The sequence below is a fragment of the Luteipulveratus mongoliensis genome (assembly GCF_001190945.1).
In the GTDB taxonomy this organism is placed as follows: Bacteria; Actinomycetota; Actinomycetes; order Actinomycetales; family Dermatophilaceae; genus Luteipulveratus; species Luteipulveratus mongoliensis.
Genome location: NZ_CP011112.1, coordinates 1,466,395 through 1,487,478, shown reverse-complemented (window position 1 = coordinate 1,487,478; position 21,084 = coordinate 1,466,395). Strand labels below are relative to the sequence as shown.

Sequence of the window (21,084 nt, the reverse complement as noted above, 5' to 3'; positions counted from 1 at the left end):
TGGGGTGCTCATGCGCTCTCCTCCTGGTGGTCGCCGGCGATCGCGTCGAGGATGCGGTCACGGGTGAGGTCGTCGCCGCTGAGCTCGCCCACCACCTCGCCGTCGCGCAGCACCATGACTCGGTCCGAGCCGTCGACCAGCTCGTCCAGCTCGGACGACACGAGCAGCACCCCGAGCCCATCGGACGCGAGCTCGTCGATGAGTGCCTGCACCTCGGCCTTGGCGCCGATGTCGATACCGCGCGTCGGCTCGTCGAGCAGCAGGACCTTCGGCTGCGTGCAGAGCCAGCGCGCGAGCAGCACCTTCTGCTGGTTGCCGCCGGAGAGCTCGACGACCTTCTGGTCGGGGCTGGACGCCTTGATCCGGAGTCGCTCCATGAAGGTCTGTACGACCTCGTCCTGGCGTGCGCGGTCGACCACGCCGAAGCGGGAAAGGCGGGGCAGGGCGGCGAGCACGATGTTCTCGCGGATGGACAGGTGAGGGATGATCCCGTCGAGCTTGCGGTCCTCGGCGAGCATGCTGATGCCGGCCCGAGTCGCCGCACCGACATTGCCGCTGGGCAGCGCCTTGCCGCCGAGCAGGACGGTGCCCGAGCTCAACGGCAACGCTCCGAGGATCGCCCGCGCCGTCTCACTGCGACCCGCACCCAGCAGGCCGGCGAGACCGACCACTTCGCCGGCGTGGATCTCGACCGACACATCGCGTACCTTCGGCGCACTCACCAGCCGCTGCGCCTGCAGCAGCGGCTCACCGCGGCCCTCGTCGACGACTGCGTGGTCGGTCTCGCCGAAGGTCGTCGAGCCGTGCCGCCGGATGTCGCTCACCTCGCGGCCGAGCATCTTGGAGACCAGGTCGATGCGCTTCAGGTCCGCGAGGTCGCCGGTGTGGACCAGCCGCCCGTCGCGCAGCACCGTCACCCGGTCGCAGATGCGGTAGAGCTCATCGAGCCGGTGGCTGACGTAGAGGATCGCGATGCCGTCCTCGTGCAGTCGCTCGATCACCTCGAAGAGCGTCTCGACCTCGCGGGGCTCCAGCGAGGACGTCGGCTCGTCCATGATCACCACGTGCGCCTCCGCGTGCACCGCACGGGCGAGCGCCACCATCTGCTGGGCACCGACACCGAGCGTGCCGAGCGGCCGACCCACGTCGCCGTGAATGCCGTACCGCTCGAGCAGCTCGGCTGCCTCACGATGCATCCGCTTGCGGTCGACCAGGCCGTATCGCGTCGGCTCACGACCGAGGAACACGTTGGCCGCGACGCTGCGCAGCGGGATGAGATTGACCTCTTGGTAGATGGTCGAGATCCCCGCCCGCTGCGCATCGACCGGACGCCCGAACGACACCGGCTCGCCGCGATGCCGCAGCTCACCGCCGTCGAGCTGGTAGACGCCGGTCAGCACCTTGATCAACGTCGACTTGCCGGCGCCGTTCTCGCCGACGAGGGCGTGCACCTCACCCGGACGCAGCTGGAACGACACGTCGTTGAGCGCCAGCGTGCCGACGAATCGCTTTGTGCCGCCTACGGTTTCGAGGACGGGTACGTCCTCCCGCCGCTCCTCGTGGGTGCTCGCCATCTCAGTAGGCGTTGTTGATCTTCTGCTTGGCGTTGGACGGGTCGTACGCGTCGTCGGTGATGACGATGCTCGGCGGGATCGCCGTGCCACTCTCGAACTGCTGCAGCGTCTTGAACGCCAGCGGTCCGAAGCGCGGGTTGGACTCGATCACGCCGTTGTACTTGCCGTCCGCCAAGAGCTGGACCGCGTTGCGGGTGCCGTCCACGGAGACGATCTTGACGTCCTTGCCAGGCGTCTTGCCGGCCGAGCGCAGCGCGTTCACAGCGCCGACACCCATCTCGTCGTTCTCCGCGTAGACCGCGGTGATGTCCGGGTGGGACTGGATCAGCTGCTCCATCACCGACTGGCCCTTGGACCGCTCGAAGTCACCGGTCTGCTCAGCGACGATCTTGAGGCCCGGGCCCTTGGCGGCGAGCTGGTCCTTGAAGCCCTTGGTCCGGTCGGTGGTGACGTTGTTGCCCGAGGCGCCGAGCAGGATCGCGACCTTGCCCTTGCCACCGGTCTCCTTGATCATGGCGTCGGCCGCGCGCTGGCCCTGGCTGACGAAGTTGGACCCGATGAAGGTCAGGTAGTCGGTGCACGGCTTGGAGGTGACCTGGCGGTCGATCGTCACGACCGGCACCTTCTTGGCCTTGGCCGCATCGAGCGCCGGCTGCAGGCCGTCGGAGTTCAGCGGCGCCACGATCAGCAGCTGGACGCCCTGCGACAGCAGCGACTTGATGTCGCTGATCTGCTTGTTGAGGTCGCTCTGCGCGTTGGTGGTGAGCAGGTTGCCCTTGGGGATGCCGAGGCGAGCGGCCTCGTCGCGGATGGACTTGGTCTCTGCGATCCGGAACGGGTTGCCCTCCTTCTCGGACTGGGAGAAGCCGACCTTCGCAGTCTTCAGATCGACCTTGGGATAGCCGGTGGCCGACAGCGCGCAGCCGGTGCCGGTCTGGGACGGCTGAGTGGTGGCAGTCGACGCGGCCGGGGCGGACGGTGCAGCCGCGGCGGGCGAGCCGCTGCCGGCGCTGCCGGTGGCGTCGGAGTCGGACTCGCTCTTGGAGCACGCTGACAGGGTGCAGGCGAGCGCGACGGCGGCAGACACTGCGACGGTGCGCAGGCCCGGGGATCGAGGCGAGGACGGGTTGCCGAGCATGAGCACTCCTTTGACACAGGGTGGGCCCCGGCCGTGCAACCGATGTGACCTGAGCCACACAGTCGGGTTCGGCCACTGTTTTACATCGTTGGCACGACGTTGTAAAGAGATCGGACCATTGTTACGCTGCCGCGAGATGCGGCCCGTGGGGTCGCTGCGTGTTGCCTCGGGCCGTTGCGTACGCCTCGGCAGGGGCCCGTCGTGCAGGAGGAGCTGATGGTGGCCACGCTCAAGGACGTCGCAGAGCTGGCGGGGGTCTCGGTCAAGACCGTCTCGAACGTCGTGAACGGTTACGAGTTCGTCCGCGAGGACAACCGCCGCAAGGTCGAGGCTGCGCTCGAGCAGACCGGATACCGACCCAACATCGGCGCGCGCAACCTGCGCCGCGGCCGTACGGGATTCCTCGGTCTTGTCGTCCCGGACCTCGGGATCCCCTACTTCGGCGAGCTGGCCGGGCTGGTCATCACGGCCGCGCAGACGAACGGCTGGAACGTCCTGATCGAGCAGACCCAAGGCCAGCGCGAGCGCGAGCTGGAGAGCATCGCCACTCTCGGCCCGCACATGGTCGACGGCGCGATCGTCAGCCCCGAGGCACTGGTCGCAGACGACCTGGCCACCCTGCCGGACGGATTCCCGGTCGTACTCCTGGGCGAGCAGACCGCCGGCTTCGCGCTCGACCGGGTGGCGATCGACAACGTCGCCGCAGCCCGTGCCGCCACCCGTCACCTGATCGACCTGGGGCGCACCCGCATCGCGTTCATCGGTGACAACCCGCGTCGCGCGACCGCTGCGCTGCGACTGCAGGGCTACCGCGAAGAGCTGAAGGCCGCGCGGCTGACCGCTCCGGACGACCGGGTCGCCGGCGCCGAGAGCTTTCACCGTCACGACGGCATGCTCGCCATGCGCGCGCTGCTCGACGGTCCGGCGGACGACCGACCGGATGCGGTGTTCTGCTGCAACGACCTCCTGGCTGTCGGCGCCCTCCACGAGGCCGTCCGGTCGGGGCTGCGGGTGCCCGAGGACATCGCGATCATCGGCTTCGACGGCTCGGACGAGAGCCGCTACAGCCTGCCGCCGCTGAGCACCATCGCACCGGACAAGACGGCGATCGCCGCCGGGGCCGTACGCCTGATCAGCGAGCGCGGCAGCCGCCTGGACGGTGCCGGGTTCGAGGTCGTCGAGCCGCCGTTCGTGCTCCAGGCCCGCCAGAGCACAACCGGCGCCCAGGAGTCGTAGCCGGGTCTCGATACGCCCTCCGGTGCTTGGGTCGAGTAGAGGCGGAGCTTGCGGAGCCTCGTATCGAGACCCGCTCCGGGCTACTCGACCAGCGGCCGAGCCTGACCCGGTGCTGACCTCTGTCTGACCGTCCGTATAACGTTTCCTTGTCGAGCACATAATCTGTGCTGATGTGACTACTTGACCAGGAAGCCCTACCACCGTGACGTTCTCACCCGGCCCGCCCGACCAGGCCGCCATCGACGCACCCAGCGCCAAGGCGGCGTCCGTGCTCGGCCGGCTGCGGCACGACCGTGCAGCCATGGTCGGGCTCATCGTGATCGTCGTGATGGTGCTGGCTGCCCTGGCCGCTCCTCTCGTCGCCGGCCTCAGCGGTCAGGACCCCACCACCTGGCATCACGAAGTGTTGGGTGAGGACGGCTCACCGCGCGGTGCGTTCGGCGGCGTCAGCGGTGCGCACTGGTTCGGCGTCGAGCCGCTCACCGGGCGCGACCTGTTCGCGATCGTCGTCCACGGCGCGCGGACCTCGATCCTGGTCGGCATCGGGGCGACCTTCATCGCGGTGACGCTCGGCGTGCTCGTCGGCGCGACCGCAGCGCTCTTCGGCGGGTGGTACGACCGCGTGGCCAGCCGGGTGATCGACGTCCTCTTCGGCTTCCCGTCATTGATCTTCATGATCTCGCTCGGTGCCCTCGCACCGGACTCGGTGCCGCGCTGGCTGCTCGTCATCCTCGTCATCGGGCTGTTCGGCTGGCCGCCGGTCGCACGCGTCATCCGAGGGCAGTCGCTCGCCCTGATGGGGCGCGACTTCGTCAGTGCCTCCCGCGCGATGGGCGCCGGCCCGTGGCACGTGCTCCGCGAGCAGCTGCTCCCCAACCTCGGCAGCACGATCATCGTGTTCACGACGATGCGGATCCCGAGCAGCATCGGGGCCGAGGCCGCGCTGTCCTTCCTCGGCGTCGGCGTCCCACCACCGACACCCGCATGGGGCCGCACGATCGGCACGGCGATCGGCTGGATCGCCTCGGACCCCTGGTACCTCCTCGCGCCCGCCTCCGCGCTCTTCGCCATCACCCTCGCGTTCAACCTGCTCGGGGACGGCCTGCGGGACGCGCTCGACCCGCGCCTGACCAGGAGGAGGTGACCCATGCCGTACGTCGTCCGTCGCCTTCTCGGCGCGCTGGTGGTCCTGCTCGTGGTCACCTTCCTGACCTTCTTGATGTTCCATCTCCTGCCGACCGACGTGTCGCAGGCGTCCTGCGGCAAGCCGTGCACGGCCGAGCGCAAGGAGGAGGTACGCCATCTCCTGGGCTACGACAAGTCGACCCTCGCGCAGCTGGTCGACTTCTTGCGCGGCCTGGCAGTGGGCCGCACGTTCGGCAGCGGCGCGAGCGAAGTCCATTGCAGCGCACCGTGTTTCGGCTACTCGTTCCGCCTGAACGACACGGTCACCGGTCAGATCATCGACCGCTTCCCGGTCACCCTGTCGATCGCGCTGGGCGCCGCAGTGCTCTGGTCGGTCATCGGTGTGACGAGTGGTGTGCTTGCCGCGCTCAAGCGAGGCACGTGGCTGGACCGCTCCGTCATGGCGACGACGACGCTGGGAGTGTCGGCACCGACGTACCTCATCGGTCTGGTCGCGATCTACCTGCTCGGGTTCAAGGCCAACGTGCTGCCGGTCGGCACCTACGTGCCGCTCACCGAGAGTCCGGTGCAGTGGGCCTGGCACCTGGTCCTGCCGTGGATCGTGCTCGCCGTCGCGTCGGCCGCCGTCTACACCCGCCTGACCCGCAGCCAGCTGCTCGAGGTGATGGGTGACCCGTTCATCCGCACCGCCCGCGCCAAGGGTCTGCGCGAGCGTCGCGTCGTCACTCGTCACGGCCTGCGCAACGCCCTGCTGCCGATCGTCACGGTGTTCGGCCTCGACCTCGGCACGCTCCTCGGCGGTGCCGTCATCACCGAGAAGATCTTCAGCATGCCGGGCCTCGGCTCCTTGCTGATCGAGGCGGTCGGCAACCTCGACCTCCCCGTGATCCTCGGCGTCACACTCTTCTCCGCCTGCCTCGTGGTCCTCGCGAATCTCGTTGTGGACCTGACCTATTCGCGGCTCGACCCTCGTGTCCGCCAAACCAGCTGAGCGCCTGCCAGCACCTGTCGAAAGGAACCCTCATGAAGCGAGCCATCACCCCCGCGGTGGTCGCCCTGAGCACGGCGCTGGCGATCAGCGCCTGCAACGCCAACCCGTCATCGGACGACTCGTCGTCGGCCGGTTCCAAGCCCGAGGCGACCGCCAAGGGCGGCACGCTCACGATCTACAACTCCTCCAGCGAGCTGAGCTTCGAGCCGGCCAAGAGTCAGAGTCTGGCGATCACGTCACTCGGCCTCGTGCACCGCCGACTGACGACCTGGGACATCAAGCCGGGTCAGCAGCCGAAGGTCGTCCCGGACCTCGCAACCACGACGGGCACGCCCAGCGACGGCGGCAAGACCTGGACGTTCACGCTCAAGGACGGCCTGAAGTTCTCGAACGGACAGCCGATCACCAGCGCCGATATCAAGTACGGCATCGAGCGCTCGTTCGCACCCGAGCTGTCCGGTGGCCTCGGCTACCACAAGGCGCTGCTCACGGGCGCGGCGTCGTACAAGGGGCCCTACAAGGGCCAGCAGCTCCCCTCGATCGCGACTCCCAACGCCAAGACCATCGTCTTCCACCTCAACGTGCCCTACGGCGACTGGCCGTGGATCGCGTCGATGGGCGCGTTCTCGCCGGTGCCGAAGGCTGCGGACACCACGCCTGCGTCGTACGGCAACAAGCCGGTGGCGTCCGGTCCGTATGAGGTCGAGAACTACAAGCAGGGCACGTCGCTGACTCTCAAGCGCAACCCGCAGTGGAGCACCAAGACGGACAGCGTCCGCCTCGGCGGACCAGACAAGATCGTCTACAAGCTCAGCCAGGACGAGTCCGTCGCGGCACAGTCGCTGATCGCGGACTCGGGCGAGGCGCGTACGGCATTCGGGTCGGGCTTTGTCCCGCCGGCCCAGCTGAAGCAGATCACGAGCAACCCGTCCGCGAAATCCCGTCTCGCACTGTCGAATCCGGGCGCACTCGCCTATCTCGCGATCAACACCAAGCACGGCAAGCTGGCCGACAAGCGGGTGCGTCAGGCGATCACGTACGCCGTCGACAAGAAGGCCTTCCAGCTCGCCGTCGGCGGAGCACAGGGTGGCGCCCCGGCGACGACGCTGATCACGCCGGGCATTCCGGGACGGCAGGCGTACGACCTCTACCCGGCGCCGGAGACCGGTGACGTGACCAAGGCGAAGGGCCTGCTGAAGTCGGCCGGCGCAACCAACCTGAATCTCAAGCTGATCACCTCCAACAAGCCCAGCGATGTCGCGAAGGCCGAGGCGATCCAGCAGGGCCTCAAGCGGGCGGGCATCACCGTCACCATCAAGCCGCTCGAGGAGGAGAACACCGCGGACGCCCAGACCGACGACAAGGGTGACTACGACCTGACCGTCGGCAGCTGGCAGCCGGACTTCCCCAGCGCCAACGGCAACATCCAGCCGCTGTTCGACAGCTCGCAGATCGGTGGCGGCAACTACAACCTGTCGCGCTACTCCAACCCGGCGGTCGACGCGCTCATCAAGCAGGCCACGGGCGAGATCGACCCCGCCAAGGCCGGCGCGATCTGGGCCAAGGCGGACAAGCTGATCCTGCAGGACGCCCCGGTCGTGCCACTGATCTACACCCGCAACGCGTTCCTGCGCGGGTCGGGCGTCAGCAACTTCGACGTCTCGGGCTTCCCGAACTACCCGAACTACCTGCGCGTCTCGCTGACGAAGTGACATTGATGAGTACGCCGGTGCTGACCGTCCGGGGACTGCGTATCGCGTTCCCGGACGGTCGGCAGACGCAGCGTGAGGTCGTGCACGGCGTTGACCTCACGCTGCGCCCGGGGCAGGTGCTGGGCCTGGTCGGCGAGTCCGGCTCGGGCAAGTCCGTGATGGCGATGTCGATCCTGCGTCTGCTCGAACCGGACACGTCTGTCGAGGGCTCCATCCAGCTCGACGGCTTGGAGCTGCTGACGGCCGACGCGGAGACCATCCGTGGCATCCGCGGCCGCCAGATCGGTGCGGTCTTCCAGGAGCCGATGGCGGCTTGGAACCCTGTCTTTACGATCGGCGACCAGATCGCCGAAGCCCTTGCAGCACATGGAGACTCGGTGCCGGCTGGTCGAGTCGAGGAGCTGCTCGCAGAGGCCGGTATCGACGACCCGGAACGCATCGCGGCGTCCTACCCGCACCAGCTCTCCGGTGGTCAGCTGCAGCGCGCCATGATCGCGATGGGGATGAGCAAGGACCCCGCTGTGCTCATCGCCGATGAACCGACGACCGCGCTCGACGTGACCGTGCAGGCGGGTGTGCTCGACCTGCTGCGGTCGTTGCGTGATCGTGGCACGGCGATCCTGCTCATCACCCACGACATGGGCGTCATCGCCGACCTGGCCGACCACGTGATCGTCCTGCGCGACGGCACGGTCGTGGAGAGCGGCTCGGTCGACGACGTCTTGGGAGACCCGCAGGAGACGTACACCCGCTCGTTGCTCGCCGCCGTGCCGCGCCTCGATGGGTCCTCGAGACCTGTTGAGGCAGAGGCGAACTCGGAGGCGGCGGCCGTCCGGGATCTGACCGTTCGCTACGACTCGCAGCGGCGACGCGGCCAGGACCTCGTCGCCGTCGACGGCGTCGACCTCACGCTGTACGCCGGCCGCACGCTAGGTCTGGTCGGCGAGTCGGGCTCGGGCAAGTCGACCATCGGGCGGGCGCTCGCCGGCCTGACGCCGGCGACCTCGGGTGATGTGGAGATCGGCGGAGAGTCCGTCACGCGCGCTTCTCGACGAGGGCTGCGCGCGATCCAGCGTGATGTCGGGATCGTGTTCCAGGATCCGGCGTCATCGCTGAATCCCAAGCATCCAGTGGGGCGTTCGATCGCCGAACCGCTGAGGTTGGCATCCTGGTCGCGGCAGGCGATCGAGGAACGAGTCGCCGAGCTGCTGACCTCCGTACGCCTGGATCCGGCTCTCGCCGAGCGCTACCCGCACCAGCTGTCCGGTGGCCAGCGCCAGCGCGTGGCGATCGCGAGGGCGCTCGCCCTGCGCCCACGGCTGCTCATCGCCGACGAGCCCACCAGCGCCCTCGACGTGTCGGTGCAGGCGACCGTCCTCGACCTCCTCGTGGCCCTCCAGGACGAGCAAGGCTTCGCCGCGTTGCTCATCAGTCACGACCTGGCCGTGGTGCAGGCGGTCGCTCACGACGTGGCCGTGCTCCGCCATGGCCAGATCGTCGAGAAGGGCCCGACCTCGGAGGTACTGACCGATCCGACCGAGGACTACACCCGACGGCTGCTCGCCGCCGCGCCGGTGCCAGACCCGGTCGTACAACGCCGTCGACGCGAGGAACGCGCCACACTGCTCACATGACGCGCGCATGGCACGGACTCGTCGCCGCAGTGGCCACCTTCGCGCTGGTCTTCCAGCTCGTCCTGATCGTGCGCGGCGAGTCGGTCCTCAACCAGCTCGAGCCGGCGTCCATGACCGAGCGGCTGGTGCGGTTCGTCAGCTACTTCACCGTGCTCAGCAACGCGCTCATCGCCTACGCGTCAGCCACGCTGACTCGCGACCCGCAGCGCTCGGGACGAGTCTGGAACGTCGTACGCCTCAGCGGGATCGTCGGCATCACGGTCACCGGGATCATCCACTGGTTCTTCCTGCGGCCGCTGCTCGACCTGGAGGGTTCGTCGTATGTCGCGGACAAGCTGCTCCACGTGGTGGTCCCGTTGCTCGCGGTGATCGGCTGGGTGGTGTTCGGGCCGCGCGGGCGGGTGCAGGCGTCGGATCTGCTGCCATCGTTGATCTACCCGATCGTCTGGCTGGCCTACACGCTGATCCGCGGCGCTATCACGGGCTGGTACCCATACCCGTTCCTCGACGCCGACGACCAGGGATACGGCTTGGTGACCGTCAACTGCCTCGGCATCACTGCGCTTCTGCTCGGCGTCTCGGCCATCGCCTGGTACGCCGACCGCCGCCTCCCCGCCCCCGCTGGTCGAGTAGCCGACCACCCGCTGGTCGAGTAGCCGGAGCGCCAGCGGAGGCGTATCGAGACCCGGTGAGTTGCTGGGAGGCGGTTGCGATGTCCGGTCCGACGTGCAAAGGCTGTCTACGCATCGCCATCGGCGCACGGTTCCCCGCCGAGCGCGAGGCGCGCTCGACGGCCAATGCACGTTCGACCGAACGGCGCATACGAGCCCGAGTCGAAACCTGGTGAGCCGCATGGAGACTCGGCCACACGGTCACCAGGTCTCGATACGGCTCGGCTACTTGGGTCGAGTAGGCGAGGAACGAGCCGTATCGAGACCCGCCTCGCCTACTCGACCAGCGGGATGACGGGGTGGTGGGTCAGGCGAGGATCTGGATGTCGAGGTCGGCGATGTGCTCGGGGTCGACCACGACATCCAGCGAAGCCACTCGTCCGTCGCGGAGGGACACCATGAACACCGAGCGCACGACGCCCTCCACTGCCCAGACCGCACCGAACGAACCATCGATGAGCGCCACCTGCGCCGCCTTCGCGCGACCGGAGAAAGCCTCGGCCACCGCGTTCTGACCGCGGACCAAGCGCGCGAGCAGCGGTGCACCCTGGGCCGCCGGTCCACCCTGTGCGACTGCAGCTGCAGCGGTCTCGACGGCGATCTGGTCGGCACGCAGGACCACGTCGGGGTCGAGCAGGGAGAGCAGCCGCTGGAACTCACCGTTGCGAGATGCCTCGAGGAACGCCTCGACCACCTCCCGCTGGCGCGCCTGGTCGGCTTCGGTCGATGCTCCCTGCACCCGACGCCGAGCCCGCGACGCGAGCTGACGCGCGGCAGCCGGCGTACGGTCCACGATGGGTGCGATCTCGTCGAACGGCATCCCGAACAGGTCGTGCAGCACGAACGCCAGACGCTCGGCAGGGGCAAGGGTGTCGAGGACGACCAGCAGCGCCGCCCCGAGTGAATCCGCTTGCACTGCCTCGGTTTCCGGGTCCGCACCGTCGTCCGCGCCAGCCGTCTCGACCGGACGTTCATCGAGCGGGTCCTCGCGGCGCGTCGACCGTGAGCGCAGCATGTCGAGACAGATGCGGGACACGACCGTCGTCAGCCAGCCGCCGAGGTTGTCGATCGCGGTGGCGTCCGAGCGACTGAGCCGCAGCCAGGCCTCCTGCACCGCATCGTCAGCGTCGCCGTAGGTCCCGAGGATGCGGTACGCGACCGCTCGCAGGTGCAGCCGGTGCTCCTCGAACTGCGCCGCCAACAGGTCGTTGTCGTTCATGCCTCACCCTTCCGAAGTGCCGTCATCTCCCTGACGAACGGCACGCGGCAGATGTGCCCGGCTCAGGTGGCCGAGAGTGCGTACCACTCAGCGGCGTTCTGGCCGAGCACCCGATCGTGCACCTCGACCGGGAGCAGATCGACGGTCGTACGCCAGGACACCGTAACGGGACCAGCCAGCTCGCAGACCGGCCAGTCGGACCCGAGCATGACCCGGTCCGGGCCGAAGCACTCCAGCACATGGTCGACCACCGGTCGCAGGTCCGAGGGCACCCACGAATGCCAGTCAGCCTCGGTCACCAGCCCGGACAGCTTGACCGCCACCTGCGGCTCTCTGGCCAGCTCGGCGATCCATCGACGCCACGGCTCGAGGTCACCCGACGCGATGGGCGGCTTGCCGGCGTGGTCGAGGACCAGCCTCGCTTGTGGCAGTGATCGAGCCGCCGTGAGCGCCGCCTCCCAGTGGGGCGGAGTGACCAGGATGTCGTACGCCAGGTCGAGCGCCGTGGCGGCGCGGAGGCCGCGTACGACGTCCGGTCTCGTCAGCCAGGTCGGGTCCGGCTCATCCTGCGCCTGGTGCCGCAGACCGACCAGATGGCGACCGCCCGGACCGCTGCGCAGCCGTTCGACCGAGTCCGCAACATCGTCCGCCGTCAGATCGACCCAACCGACCACGCCCGCGATCAGCCCGTCGCTGTCGTCCGCGTCGAGCAGGAACTGCCTAGTCTCACCGACGTCCGGCACCGTCTGCACGAGAACCGTTCGTGTCACACCGATCTCGTCCGCCATGGCACCCAGGTCGGCCACCTCGAACGGCCTGCGGATCGGGGTCATGGCGGCGCCGTCGAGCCATGGATAGGCCCGTCGCGCGGGATCCCAGAGGTGGTGGTGAGCGTCGACTCGGAGCGTCATACGGCCTCCAGGATCCGGGCGTCGATCAAACCGCTCGCAGCCAGGTCCGACCACAGGGCCGTGGTGTCGAACGGTTCGAGGAGCGCTGCGTCCTGACGGGCCATCTCCGGAGTGCCGATACCGACGGTTGCACTCACGACGGCGGGATGCGACAACGCGAACTGCACTGCAGCGCGGGGCAGCTCGACTCCGTGGCTGTGGCAGATGTCTCGGATGCGGCGGGCGCGGTCGAGAACCTCACGGTCGGCCTGGACGTAGTCGTACGTCGCGTCGTCCGGCACCGAATCCGCAGCCAGGACACCGGAGTTGAACACTCCCACCGCAACAACGCCCACCCCGCGGGCCAGCGCGGCAGGTAGCAGATCAGCGAGAGCCGGCTGCTCCAGCAGAGTGAAGCGTCCAGCACACATCACGACATCGACGTCGGTCTCGTCGACGAAGCGAGTCAGCATGGCCGACTGGTTCATCCCGATCCCGACCGCGCCGATGACGCCTTCATCGCGCAGCTCGCACAGTGCGGGCACTGCCTCGCGACTCGCCTGCTCCCAGTGCTCGTCGGGGTCGTGGACGAGTGCGATGTCTATGTGGTCCAAGGCCATTCGCTCGAGACTCGAGTCCAAGGACCGCCGCACGCCATCACGGCTGTAGTCGCGAACCCGGTCGTGCGTGGCCGGCACATCAAAGCCTTCGGCGTCACGCTCGCCGGGTGCGACGTCCCGCGGCACGAGCAGCCGTCCCACCTTGGTGGAGACGACATAGTCTGAGCGTGGGTACGCCGAGAGCGCGTCTCCCAGCCGCCGCTCTGCGAGACCGAGGCCGTAGTGCGGTGCGGTGTCGAAGTAACGCACACCACTGTCGTACGCCGCCGCCACCGTCTCCCGAGCTGTCTCGTCGTCCATCGCTCGGTAGAGGTTGCCGAGCATCGCAGCACCAAAGCCCAAGCGCGACAGCCGAACTCGCGTCCGATGAGGCAGACCGACCTGATCCATCACGGCGCGCCCTCCGGCAGCTGCCACACCATCGGGATGCCACGGTCCTGGCCGGAGTAGTCGTCCTGCACGTCGAGCAGCTCAGCCATCTGAGCCTGCCACTCGACATTGACCGGGAGATCCCGCAGCGCTGCGCGCATGGCGGCGTAGTCGTCGCACTCGACCAGGTGGAACAGGTCCCGTCCGTCGCGAAAGATGCGCCAGGACCGTACGCCGGCCTCGCGCAGGGCACCGTCGAGGGCGGCCGGGATCTGTGCGTGGATGCGGTCGTAGTCCTGCTCGCGACCAGCGCGCAGCACCGTGTGGAGCGCAATGACGTCCATCAGGTCGCCTCAGGTGCGCGGCCGCAGCCGCAGACCCTGCATCCCACCGTCGACCGCGAGGGCAGTGCCCGTCGTGCTCGCGTTCAACGGACTGGCGAGGTAGAGAATCGCGCGGGCGACATCGTCCGCTGACACCAGGCGCCCGGTCGGCTGGCGCGCCTCCAGAGCAGCTCGTTCAGCCGCCGGATCCGCTGCGCTGTCGAGTAGCCGCCCCACCCAGGGGGTGTCGACCGTGCCCGGGTTGACGCAGCAAACCCGGATCCCTTCGCGGACATGATCGGCAGCCATCGCCAAGGTGAGTGACTGCACGGCGCCCTTGCTCGCGCTGTACAGCGCCCGCTGAGGCAGGCCAGCAGTCGCGGCAATCGAGCAGGTGTTGACGATCGCGGCGTGCTCGGAATCTCGCAGCGACGGGAGCGCCGCGCGCGAGACACGAGCAATACCAATGACATTGATGTTGAGGACCCGCAGCCACTCGTCATCGGGGTTGTCCGCCACGGTGCCCTGGGCCCCGATGCCGGCGTTGTTGACCACGACATCGAGACCGCCCAGCTCAGACACCGCGGTCGCGACGGCAGAGTCAACGCTGGCGGCATCGGCGACATCGCACAGCACACCGACGGAGCCCGGTGGGGCCTGGTCGGGCTGAAGGTCGAGGACAGCAACGGTCGCGCCCCGCTCCATCAGTGCGAGGGCGGTGGCGCGGCCGATGCCCGAGGCGCCGCCGGTCACGAGAGCCCGGACGCCGTCGTACTCAGCCATGTGCCAGTACCTCCGCGTCCTGGAAGGCGCGCATGACCTGTCGTTGTCGCCCGAGTCCGTCGATCTCGACCTCGACGACGTCCTCGGGACGCAGGTAGGGGAAGCGCCCGGACAGTGCGACACCCTGGGGCGTCCCGGTCAGGACGAGGTCGCCCGGCTCGAGCGTGAGGTACTGGCTGAGGTGGTGAATGACGAAGCCCACGTCGAAGATCATGTCCGCCGTGCTGGAGTCCTGGCGAGGCTCGCCGTTGACCCAGCTGCGCAGCGCTAGGTTGCCGTGGTCGACCTCGTCCGCGGTCGCGAGCCATGGGCCGAGCGGGTTGAAACCGGGCGCGCACTTGCCCTTGCTCCACTGGCCACCGGACTCCTGCAGCTGGAACTGCCGCTCGGACAGGTCATTGGCCGCGACGTACCCGGCGACGTGCTCGAGCGCCGCCTCCGGCGAGCTGAGGTAGGAGGCTCGCCGCCCGATCACCACGCCGAGCTCGACCTCCCAGTCGGTCTGGGTGCTGCCGCGCGGGATCGTGACCTCGTCGTACGGTCCGACCACGGTGTTGGGTGTCTTGAGGAAGATGATCGGCACCTCGGGCGGCTGTGCTCCCGACTCGGCGGCGTGCGCGGCGTAGTTCATCCCGATGCAGATCACGGCGCTGGGCCGGGCGATCGGCGGGCCGATCCGCAGCGACTCGGCTCGCTCGAGGAGCGGAAGATCACCGTCCGCCAGGGCGCGACGCACCTGCTCGATCCCGCCGTTCTCGAAGAACGCGCCGTCGATGTCATCCACGATCCCGGCGAGGGCGTACGTCCGGTCCCCGTCCACCAGCACGGGTTGCTCGGCTCCGGGTGGGCCGAGACGAGCGAGCTTCACAAGGGACCGCCTCCTTGGCGACACGCGATCCGCAGACATCGGATCTGAGGAGTCAAACGTGCCATGGGAGATGCGGATTGTCGAGCAGATCTCGGACTTCCTGAGATCGATTGACACACAGACATCCGATGTTTAGTGTCGGCTGTTGTGAGCCCCATCACCGTACCCGCGACCCAGAGGAGCCTGGCTTGAGCCGCATCGTGGCGCTCGACACCGACGACATCCGCTTCGCGACGTCGGTGTCGCTGGATGGTTCGGACGCGATGAACCCGGACCCGGACTACTCCGCGGCCTACGTCCGCATCCGCACCGACGACGACGCCTCCGGGCACGGGTTCGTCTTCACCATCGGACGTGGCAACGACGTCCAGGTGGCCGCCATCCGCAGCCTCGCGCCCTACCTCGTCGGGCAGGAGGTCGAGCCGCTGCTGGACGACATGGGAACCACCTGGCGCCGCCTCGTGCACGACTCCCAGCTGCGCTGGCTCGGGCCCGAGAAGGGCGTCATGCACATGGCCATCGGCGCCGCCGTCAACGCGCTGTGGGACCTCAAAGCCAAGCGCGCGGGCCTCCCCCTGTGGCAGCTGCTCAGCTCGATGACGCCCGAGGACATCGTCGACCTCGTCGACTTCCGCTACCTCACCGACGCCCTCACCCCGCAGGACGCGCTGGACATCCTGCGCCGCGCGGCGCCCGGCCGGGAGGCGCGTACGGCGCAGCTGCTCGCGGACGGCTACCCGGCGTACACCACGACTCCCGGATGGCTCGGCTACGACGACGCCAAGCTCGCCCGGCTGTGCAAGGAGGCCGTCGACGAGGGCTTCCGGCAGATCAAGCTGAAGGTCGGCGGCGACCGGTCCGAGGACCTCCGCCGGCTCGAGATCGCCCGCTCGGTCGTCGGTCCGGACATCGCCATCGCGGTCGATGCCAACCAGCGCTGGGAGATCCAGGAAGCCATCGACTGGATGAAGGACCTGGCGGCGTACGACATCGCCTGGGTCGAGGAGCCGACCAACCCTGACGACGTGCTCGGCCACGCGACCATCGCCCGCGGTGTCGCTCCGATCCCGGTCGCCACGGGCGAGCACATGGCCAACCGCGTGATGGCCAAGCAGTTCCTCCAGGCCGACGCACTGCAGGTCCTCCAGATCGATGCGACCCGCGTGGCCGGCGTCAACGAGAACATCGCCAACCTGCTGCTCGCGGCGAGGTTCGGCGTGCGAGTCTGCCCGCACGCCGGGGGTGTTGGGCTGTGTGAGGCCGTGCAGCACCTGTCGATGTTCGACTTCGTCGCGGTCTCCGGCACGACGGATGGCCGGATGATCGAGTACGTCGACCATCTGCATGAGCACTTCGTCACACCGGTGGTCATTCGTGCGGGATGCTACGAAGCACCGCGGGCCGCCGGTGCGGGCGCCGAGATGCTGGCCACGTCCATCGAAGCCCACAGGTATGCCACTGATGTCTGAGTTCCTGCTCGAGGTCGAGCATGTGAGTAAAGGATTTCCCGGAGTCCGTGCGCTGGAGGACATGCACCTCAATCTCCGCCACGGAGAGGTGCTGGCCGTGGTCGGCGAGAACGGAGCCGGCAAGTCCACACTGATGAAGCTGCTGTCCGGGATCTACACCCCCGACTCCGGACGCTTCGTGCTCGACGGGCAGGACTACGCGCCGACCAGCCCGAAGCACGCGATGGACCTGGGCATCGGCATCATCCATCAGGAGCTCAACCTGATGCCGCACCTCACGGTGGCCCAGAACATCCTCATCGGACGCGAGCCCCGGCAGGGGCGGGTGCTGATCTCGGAGCGACAGCTCAACCGTGAGGCGCGCGAGATCGTCGAGCGGTTGGACCTGCCGCTGGACGTCACCGCCCTCGTCAGCAACCTGACCGTCGCCAAGCAGCAGATGGTCGAGATCGCCAAGGCGCTGTCGCACGAGACGCGCGTGCTGATCATGGACGAGCCGACTGCGGCGCTCAACGACGCGGAGGTCGCCACCCTGCACGACCTCATCCGCCGCTACCGCGACGCGGGCACGAGCATCATCTACATCTCCCACCGGATGGACGAGCTCAAGGCCATCAGCGATCGCATCACCGTCATCCGGGACGGCCACTACGTCGACACCGTCGACACCGCCGATGCCGAGCTGGACCAGGTCATCTCGCTGATGGTCGGGCGCGCGGTCGACACCTCCGCAACGCCGGTCGGCATCCAGCCGGACCGACCCGTCGTGCTCGAGGTCGACGGCCTGAGCACCCGCGATCTGCTGCGAGACGTCTCCTTCGACCTGCGCGAGGGCGAGATCCTCGGTTTCGCCGGACTCATGGGTGCCGGCCGGACCGAGGTCGCCCGGGCCGTTGTCGGCGCAGACCGCATGAGCGGCGGGCGAATTTGCTTGCGCGGCAAGGACGTACGCATCTCCAACCCTGCTGAGGCGGCCAATCTCCGCATCGGCTATCTGTCCGAGGACCGCAAACAGCTGGGCCTGCTGCTCAATCAGACGGTCACCAGCAACATCGTGCTGACCTCGCTGCAGGACCAGTTCAGCCGTTGGGGCCTGGTGCGAGCGAAGGCCGCACAGTCGACTGCGCAGGACATGGTCACGCGGCTGGGCGTCAAGACACCGTCCGTGCGCCAGACGACCAAGAACCTCTCCGGCGGCAACCAGCAGAAGGTTGTCATCGCGAAGTGGCTCGTCAAGGACTGCGACGTGCTGATCTTCGACGAACCCACTCGTGGCATCGACGTCGGAGCAAAGTCCGAGATCTACAACCTGCTGAACGACCTTGCAGCACAAGGCAAGTCGATCATCATGATCAGCTCAGACCTACCAGAGGTCCTGCGCATGTCGCACCGTGTGGTGGTCATGACCGAGGGCCGGGTCAGCGGGATCCTCAGCCACGACGAGGCCACTCCGGAGGCCGTCATGCACCTCGCCACCTTGAGACCGGCAGAGCACGTCGAGGACGCCGTCGAGCTGGGACTCGTGGCCCCGCCCGCATCTGATGAGAGCACCGACCCGAGCACCGACCAGGACAGGACCGACCGATGACGACCGTGCTCCAGCCCGACGAGGCCGCGCCGGCTACCGGCCTGAGCCAGGCGGTGAAGGACAGGCTCCAGCAGCTCCTTGCGTTCGCGAGCCTGATCGTGATCTTCGCGTTCTTCTCAATCGCCGGCGACAACTTCTTCACCTACGACAACATCACCAGCATCCTGTTCGCGACGGTGGTGATCGGACTCCTCGCGCTCGGCACGACGTTCGTCATCATCACCGCCGGGATCGACCTGTCCATCGGGACGGGGATGGCCCTGTGTGCCGTGATGTCCGGTGTGTTCATCGTCAACTGGGGCCTGCCGGTCCCCCTGGGCGTGCTGTGCGCGGTGCTGTTCGGTGGACTGATCGGTCTCGTCAACGGGTTCAACGTCGCGGTGCTCAAGCTGCCGCCGTTCATCGCGACCCTCGCCATGATGCTCGTGGCCCAGGGGCTGGCCCTCGTCATCGCCGACAGCCGACCGATCTACTTCACCGATGACCCGGCGTACCAACGCCTTTCGACCGGCGACGTGCTCCCCGGAGTCAACTTCCCCAACGCGGTCGTGGTGCTCCTGATAGCCGCCGTGGTCGCCGGAGTAGTGCTGAGCAAGACCGTCCTCGGTCGCTACACCTACTCGATCGGCAGCAACGAGGACGCGACCGCGCTGTCCGGGATCAACGTCCGCAAGTGGAAGCTGATCATCTACACCCTCGCCGGCCTGTTCACCGGTCTGGCCGGCGTGATGATCTCAGCCCGACTGGGCTCGGCCCAGCCCGCCACGGGCAGCGGCTACGAGCTGCAGGCGATCGCGGCCGTCGTCATCGGCGGCACCTCGCTGGCCGGCGGCAAGGGCTCGATCGTCGGCACCGTCATCGGCGCACTGATCATCTCGGTGCTCAACAACGGGCTGCAGATCATGTCCATCCCCCAGGAGTGGCAGAGCGTCATCCTCGGCGCTGTGATCATCGCCGCCGTGTATGCGGACATGGTCCGCAAGAAGGAAGCGTGAGGGCCCGCCAGGCCCACCACGCTCGTACGACATCCCTAACCCAGAGAGAGCGAGTCACCATGCGTAGCAGTCGTTTCGGCGCAGCCGTCGCCATTGTCGCCGCCGTCAGTCTGACCGCCGCGTGCGGATTCGAGAGCGACGACTCGTCGACGAGCTCGGCAGGAGGTGGCACGTCCAAGCCTGCCGCCGGCGAGAAGCCGTACATCGCCATCGTGTCCAAGGGCTTCCAGCACCAGTTCTGGCAGGCCGTCAAGAAGGGCGCGGAGACCGAGGCGGCCAAGCAGGGCGCGCGGATCACCTTCGAGGGCCCGCCGACCGAGCAGGACGTCGAGGGTCAGATGACGATGCTGACCAACGCGCTCGCCAAGAAGCCGGCCGCGCTCGGCTTCGCCGCGCTCGACAGCAAGGCGGCCGCCGGCGCACTCAAGGACGCCAAGGCCAAGAACATCCCCGTCATCGCCTTCGACTCGGGCGTGGAGGGCGACATCCCCCTGACCACCGCCGCGACCAACAACAAGGCTGCGGCAGCCGAGGCCGCCAAGCGGATGGCCGCACTGATCGGCAACAAGGGCACCGTAGGCCTGGTCGTGCACGACCAGACGAGCGTGACCGGTCAGGACCGCCGGGACGGCTTCCTGGACTGGATGAAGGCCAATGCCCCTGGCATCAAGGTGCTTCCGGTGCAGTACGGCGCCGGTGACCCGGCGAAGTCCGCCGACATCACCAAGTCGATCATCTCCTCCCACCCCGACATCGCCGGCATCTACGGCGCCAACGAGGGCTCTGCCGTCGGCGTGATCAAGGGCGTACAGGAGAGCGGCAAGAAGAACATCAAGGTGGTCGGGTTCGACTCTGGTCAGGCGCAACTCACGGCCATCGGCAACGGGACCGAGGCCGGTGCCATCACGCAGAACCCGGTCGGCATCGGCCAGCAGGTCGTCCGCGCGGCCATGAAGGCCATCAAGGGCGAGACCCTGCCCAAGACGATCGACACGGGCTACTACTGGTACGACAAGACCAACATCACCGACCCGAAGATCCAGGCCGTCCTCTACAAGTGATGCTCAGCGCGCCGGCTCGTCGTCCGCATCCAGCAAGCTGCGACGATGCCGGCGCGCGGGAGCCTGCGACCGCGACCGGAGGAGGAGCCGCGCCAATCAACTCGGGTTCGGGCCGGCCTGCTGTTGCAGCCACCGCTCCACGCCACTGATGTGGACCGTGACGCACGAACGCACCAGGTCGGCGTCCCCGGACTCGATCGCGTCCACGATGGCGTGGTGCTCGGCCAGTGTCCGGGCCACCGCGTTGTCCTGGGTCAAGCCGCGCCAGATTCGGGCTCGCAGCGTGCTTCCGGACAGCCCCTCCAAGATGCTGCTCAGCGAGACGTTGCCGGACAGGCCGTTGATGAGCCGGTGGAACGCCATGTCGTGCGCGACGAGATCCTCGATGGGCGTCTGCTCAGTGACCTCGCTCAGCATCGCCCGCAGGGCCTGGGTGTCCTCACGAGTCGCGTGTCGCGCGGCCAGCGCGGCTGCAGCGGGCTCGAGGATCCGGCGCACCTCGAACAGCTCCAGCACGGAGGCGTCCTGATGCAGGTCCACGACGAAGGTCATCGCTTCGAGCAGGAGCCGGGGCTCCAGGCTGGTCACGTAGGTGCCGTCGCCACGACGGACGTCCAGCACCTTGATCAGCTCGAGCGCTCGGACTGCTTCGCGCAGCGAGTTGCGGGACAACCCAAGCCGATCGCTCAGCTCTTTCTCCGGGGGCAGCCGGTCTCCCGGTTTGAGCTCGCCACTGAGGAGCATGCCCTTGATGCTCAGAATGGCTTCATCCGTCACGGCCATGAGTGCGATCCTAC

At 68.0% G+C, this 21,084-nt stretch carries 19 protein-coding genes; 10 read left to right on the top strand and 9 right to left on the bottom strand.

What is annotated here, in order from left to right; translation table 11 throughout:
- Positions 1-8: 8 nt before the first annotated feature.
- Both VV02_RS06950 and VV02_RS06945 read right to left on the bottom strand, forming a co-directional pair.
- Positions 9-1,574, bottom strand: a complete 1,566-nt coding sequence (locus tag VV02_RS06950; RefSeq protein WP_052590671.1) for a sugar ABC transporter ATP-binding protein — start codon at positions 1,572-1,574, stop codon at positions 9-11.
- A gap of 1 nt (position 1,575) precedes the next feature.
- The gene (locus tag VV02_RS06945) at positions 1,576-2,712 is read right to left on the bottom strand and encodes an ABC transporter substrate-binding protein (RefSeq protein ID WP_052590669.1); all 1,137 of its coding nucleotides are present in this window, start codon (positions 2,710-2,712) and stop codon (positions 1,576-1,578) included.
- Positions 2,713-2,913: 201 nt separating this feature from the next.
- On the opposite strand from VV02_RS06945, the gene VV02_RS06940 reads away from it, so the two are divergent.
- From VV02_RS06940 to VV02_RS06915, 6 genes are all read left to right on the top strand, one after another.
- Positions 2,914-3,948 (top strand): LacI family DNA-binding transcriptional regulator, encoded by a 1,035-nt coding sequence (locus VV02_RS06940; protein ID WP_218917368.1) that lies wholly within the window; start codon positions 2,914-2,916, stop codon positions 3,946-3,948.
- Between the two features lie 202 nt (positions 3,949-4,150).
- Complete coding sequence (locus VV02_RS06935) at positions 4,151-5,092, top strand: ABC transporter permease (protein WP_052590665.1); 942 nt, start codon at positions 4,151-4,153, stop codon at positions 5,090-5,092.
- 3 nt (positions 5,093-5,095) lie between these two features.
- Entirely contained in the window at positions 5,096-6,085 is a 990-nt protein-coding gene (locus VV02_RS06930; RefSeq protein ID WP_052590663.1) for an ABC transporter permease, read from the top strand.
- 32 nt (positions 6,086-6,117) lie between these two features.
- The gene (locus tag VV02_RS06925; protein ID WP_052590661.1) at positions 6,118-7,797 is read left to right on the top strand and encodes an ABC transporter substrate-binding protein; all 1,680 of its coding nucleotides are present in this window, start codon (positions 6,118-6,120) and stop codon (positions 7,795-7,797) included.
- 5 nt (positions 7,798-7,802) lie between these two features.
- Complete coding sequence (locus VV02_RS06920) at positions 7,803-9,431, top strand: dipeptide ABC transporter ATP-binding protein (protein WP_083449977.1); 1,629 nt, start codon at positions 7,803-7,805, stop codon at positions 9,429-9,431.
- Positions 9,428-10,087: a Pr6Pr family membrane protein gene (locus tag VV02_RS06915; RefSeq protein ID WP_052590657.1), complete on the top strand. Its 660-nt coding sequence runs from the start codon at positions 9,428-9,430 to the stop codon at positions 10,085-10,087. The genes VV02_RS06920 and VV02_RS06915 overlap by 4 nt, the downstream gene beginning before the upstream one ends.
- 322 nt (positions 10,088-10,409) lie before the next feature.
- Here the strand turns inward: VV02_RS06915 and VV02_RS06910 are convergent, their stop codons facing one another.
- From VV02_RS06910 to VV02_RS06885, 6 genes are all read right to left on the bottom strand, one after another.
- Positions 10,410-11,321 carry a sigma-70 family RNA polymerase sigma factor gene (locus VV02_RS06910; protein WP_052590656.1) on the bottom strand — a complete coding sequence of 304 codons (912 nt, stop codon included), beginning with the start codon at positions 11,319-11,321 and terminating at the stop codon, positions 10,410-10,412.
- Positions 11,322-11,383: 62 nt separating this feature from the next.
- Positions 11,384-12,232 (bottom strand): amidohydrolase family protein, encoded by an 849-nt coding sequence (locus VV02_RS06905; RefSeq protein ID WP_052590654.1) that lies wholly within the window; start codon positions 12,230-12,232, stop codon positions 11,384-11,386.
- Positions 12,229-13,221 carry an aldo/keto reductase gene (locus tag VV02_RS06900; protein ID WP_052596652.1) on the bottom strand — a complete coding sequence of 331 codons (993 nt, stop codon included), beginning with the start codon at positions 13,219-13,221 and terminating at the stop codon, positions 12,229-12,231. Before VV02_RS06900 ends, VV02_RS06905 begins: the two co-directional genes overlap by 4 nt.
- Positions 13,221-13,544, bottom strand: a complete 324-nt coding sequence (locus VV02_RS06895; RefSeq protein WP_052590652.1) for an L-rhamnose mutarotase — start codon at positions 13,542-13,544, stop codon at positions 13,221-13,223. The genes VV02_RS06900 and VV02_RS06895 overlap by 1 nt, the downstream gene beginning before the upstream one ends.
- A gap of 9 nt (positions 13,545-13,553) precedes the next feature.
- Positions 13,554-14,306, bottom strand: a complete 753-nt coding sequence (locus tag VV02_RS06890; protein ID WP_052590650.1) for an SDR family NAD(P)-dependent oxidoreductase — start codon at positions 14,304-14,306, stop codon at positions 13,554-13,556.
- On the bottom strand, positions 14,299-15,174 hold the full coding sequence (locus VV02_RS06885) for a fumarylacetoacetate hydrolase family protein (protein WP_052590649.1): 876 nt from the start codon (positions 15,172-15,174) through the stop codon (positions 14,299-14,301). Before VV02_RS06885 ends, VV02_RS06890 begins: the two co-directional genes overlap by 8 nt.
- Positions 15,175-15,362: 188 nt before the next feature.
- On the opposite strand from VV02_RS06885, the gene VV02_RS06880 reads away from it, so the two are divergent.
- The 4 genes from VV02_RS06880 to VV02_RS06865 are packed head-to-tail and all read left to right on the top strand — an operon-like array spanning position 15,363 to position 20,287.
- Positions 15,363-16,643 carry an enolase C-terminal domain-like protein gene (locus VV02_RS06880; protein WP_052590646.1) on the top strand — a complete coding sequence of 427 codons (1,281 nt, stop codon included), beginning with the start codon at positions 15,363-15,365 and terminating at the stop codon, positions 16,641-16,643.
- Positions 16,636-18,231, top strand: a complete 1,596-nt coding sequence (locus tag VV02_RS06875; protein WP_052590644.1) for a sugar ABC transporter ATP-binding protein — start codon at positions 16,636-16,638, stop codon at positions 18,229-18,231. The genes VV02_RS06880 and VV02_RS06875 overlap by 8 nt, the downstream gene beginning before the upstream one ends.
- Positions 18,228-19,226 carry an ABC transporter permease gene (locus tag VV02_RS06870; RefSeq protein ID WP_052590642.1) on the top strand — a complete coding sequence of 333 codons (999 nt, stop codon included), beginning with the start codon at positions 18,228-18,230 and terminating at the stop codon, positions 19,224-19,226. Before VV02_RS06875 ends, VV02_RS06870 begins: the two co-directional genes overlap by 4 nt.
- Positions 19,227-19,285: 59 nt before the next feature.
- Entirely contained in the window at positions 19,286-20,287 is a 1,002-nt protein-coding gene (locus tag VV02_RS06865) for an ABC transporter substrate-binding protein (RefSeq protein ID WP_052590639.1), read from the top strand.
- 96 nt (positions 20,288-20,383) lie between these two features.
- Here VV02_RS06865 and VV02_RS06860 read toward each other — a convergent pair whose 3' ends face one another.
- Complete coding sequence (locus tag VV02_RS06860; RefSeq protein ID WP_052590638.1) at positions 20,384-21,070, bottom strand: FadR/GntR family transcriptional regulator; 687 nt, start codon at positions 21,068-21,070, stop codon at positions 20,384-20,386.
- Between the last annotated feature and the right edge of the window lie 14 nt (positions 21,071-21,084).

Excerpts from the sequence above, each read along its gene's own strand:
- VV02_RS06950 (WP_052590671.1), bottom strand. The coding sequence starts at position 1,574 with ATGGCGAGCACCCACGAGGAGCGGCGGGAGGACGTACCCGTCCTCGAA.
- VV02_RS06945 (WP_052590669.1), bottom strand. The coding sequence starts at position 2,712 with ATGCTCGGCAACCCGTCCTCGCCTCGATCCCCGGGCCTGCGCACCGTC.
- VV02_RS06930 (WP_052590663.1), top strand. The coding sequence starts at position 5,096 with ATGCCGTACGTCGTCCGTCGCCTTCTCGGCGCGCTGGTGGTCCTGCTC.
- VV02_RS06925 (WP_052590661.1), top strand. The coding sequence starts at position 6,118 with ATGAAGCGAGCCATCACCCCCGCGGTGGTCGCCCTGAGCACGGCGCTG.
- VV02_RS06920 (WP_083449977.1), top strand. The coding sequence starts at position 7,803 with ATGAGTACGCCGGTGCTGACCGTCCGGGGACTGCGTATCGCGTTCCCG.
- VV02_RS06915 (WP_052590657.1), top strand. The coding sequence starts at position 9,428 with ATGACGCGCGCATGGCACGGACTCGTCGCCGCAGTGGCCACCTTCGCG.
- VV02_RS06910 (WP_052590656.1), bottom strand. The coding sequence starts at position 11,321 with ATGAACGACAACGACCTGTTGGCGGCGCAGTTCGAGGAGCACCGGCTG.
- VV02_RS06905 (WP_052590654.1), bottom strand. The coding sequence starts at position 12,232 with ATGACGCTCCGAGTCGACGCTCACCACCACCTCTGGGATCCCGCGCGA.
- VV02_RS06900 (WP_052596652.1), bottom strand. The coding sequence starts at position 13,221 with ATGGATCAGGTCGGTCTGCCTCATCGGACGCGAGTTCGGCTGTCGCGC.
- VV02_RS06895 (WP_052590652.1), bottom strand. The coding sequence starts at position 13,544 with ATGGACGTCATTGCGCTCCACACGGTGCTGCGCGCTGGTCGCGAGCAG.
- VV02_RS06890 (WP_052590650.1), bottom strand. The coding sequence starts at position 14,306 with ATGGCTGAGTACGACGGCGTCCGGGCTCTCGTGACCGGCGGCGCCTCG.
- VV02_RS06875 (WP_052590644.1), top strand. The coding sequence starts at position 16,636 with ATGTCTGAGTTCCTGCTCGAGGTCGAGCATGTGAGTAAAGGATTTCCC.
- VV02_RS06870 (WP_052590642.1), top strand. The coding sequence starts at position 18,228 with ATGACGACCGTGCTCCAGCCCGACGAGGCCGCGCCGGCTACCGGCCTG.
- VV02_RS06865 (WP_052590639.1), top strand. The coding sequence starts at position 19,286 with ATGCGTAGCAGTCGTTTCGGCGCAGCCGTCGCCATTGTCGCCGCCGTC.
- VV02_RS06860 (WP_052590638.1), bottom strand. The coding sequence starts at position 21,070 with ATGGCCGTGACGGATGAAGCCATTCTGAGCATCAAGGGCATGCTCCTC.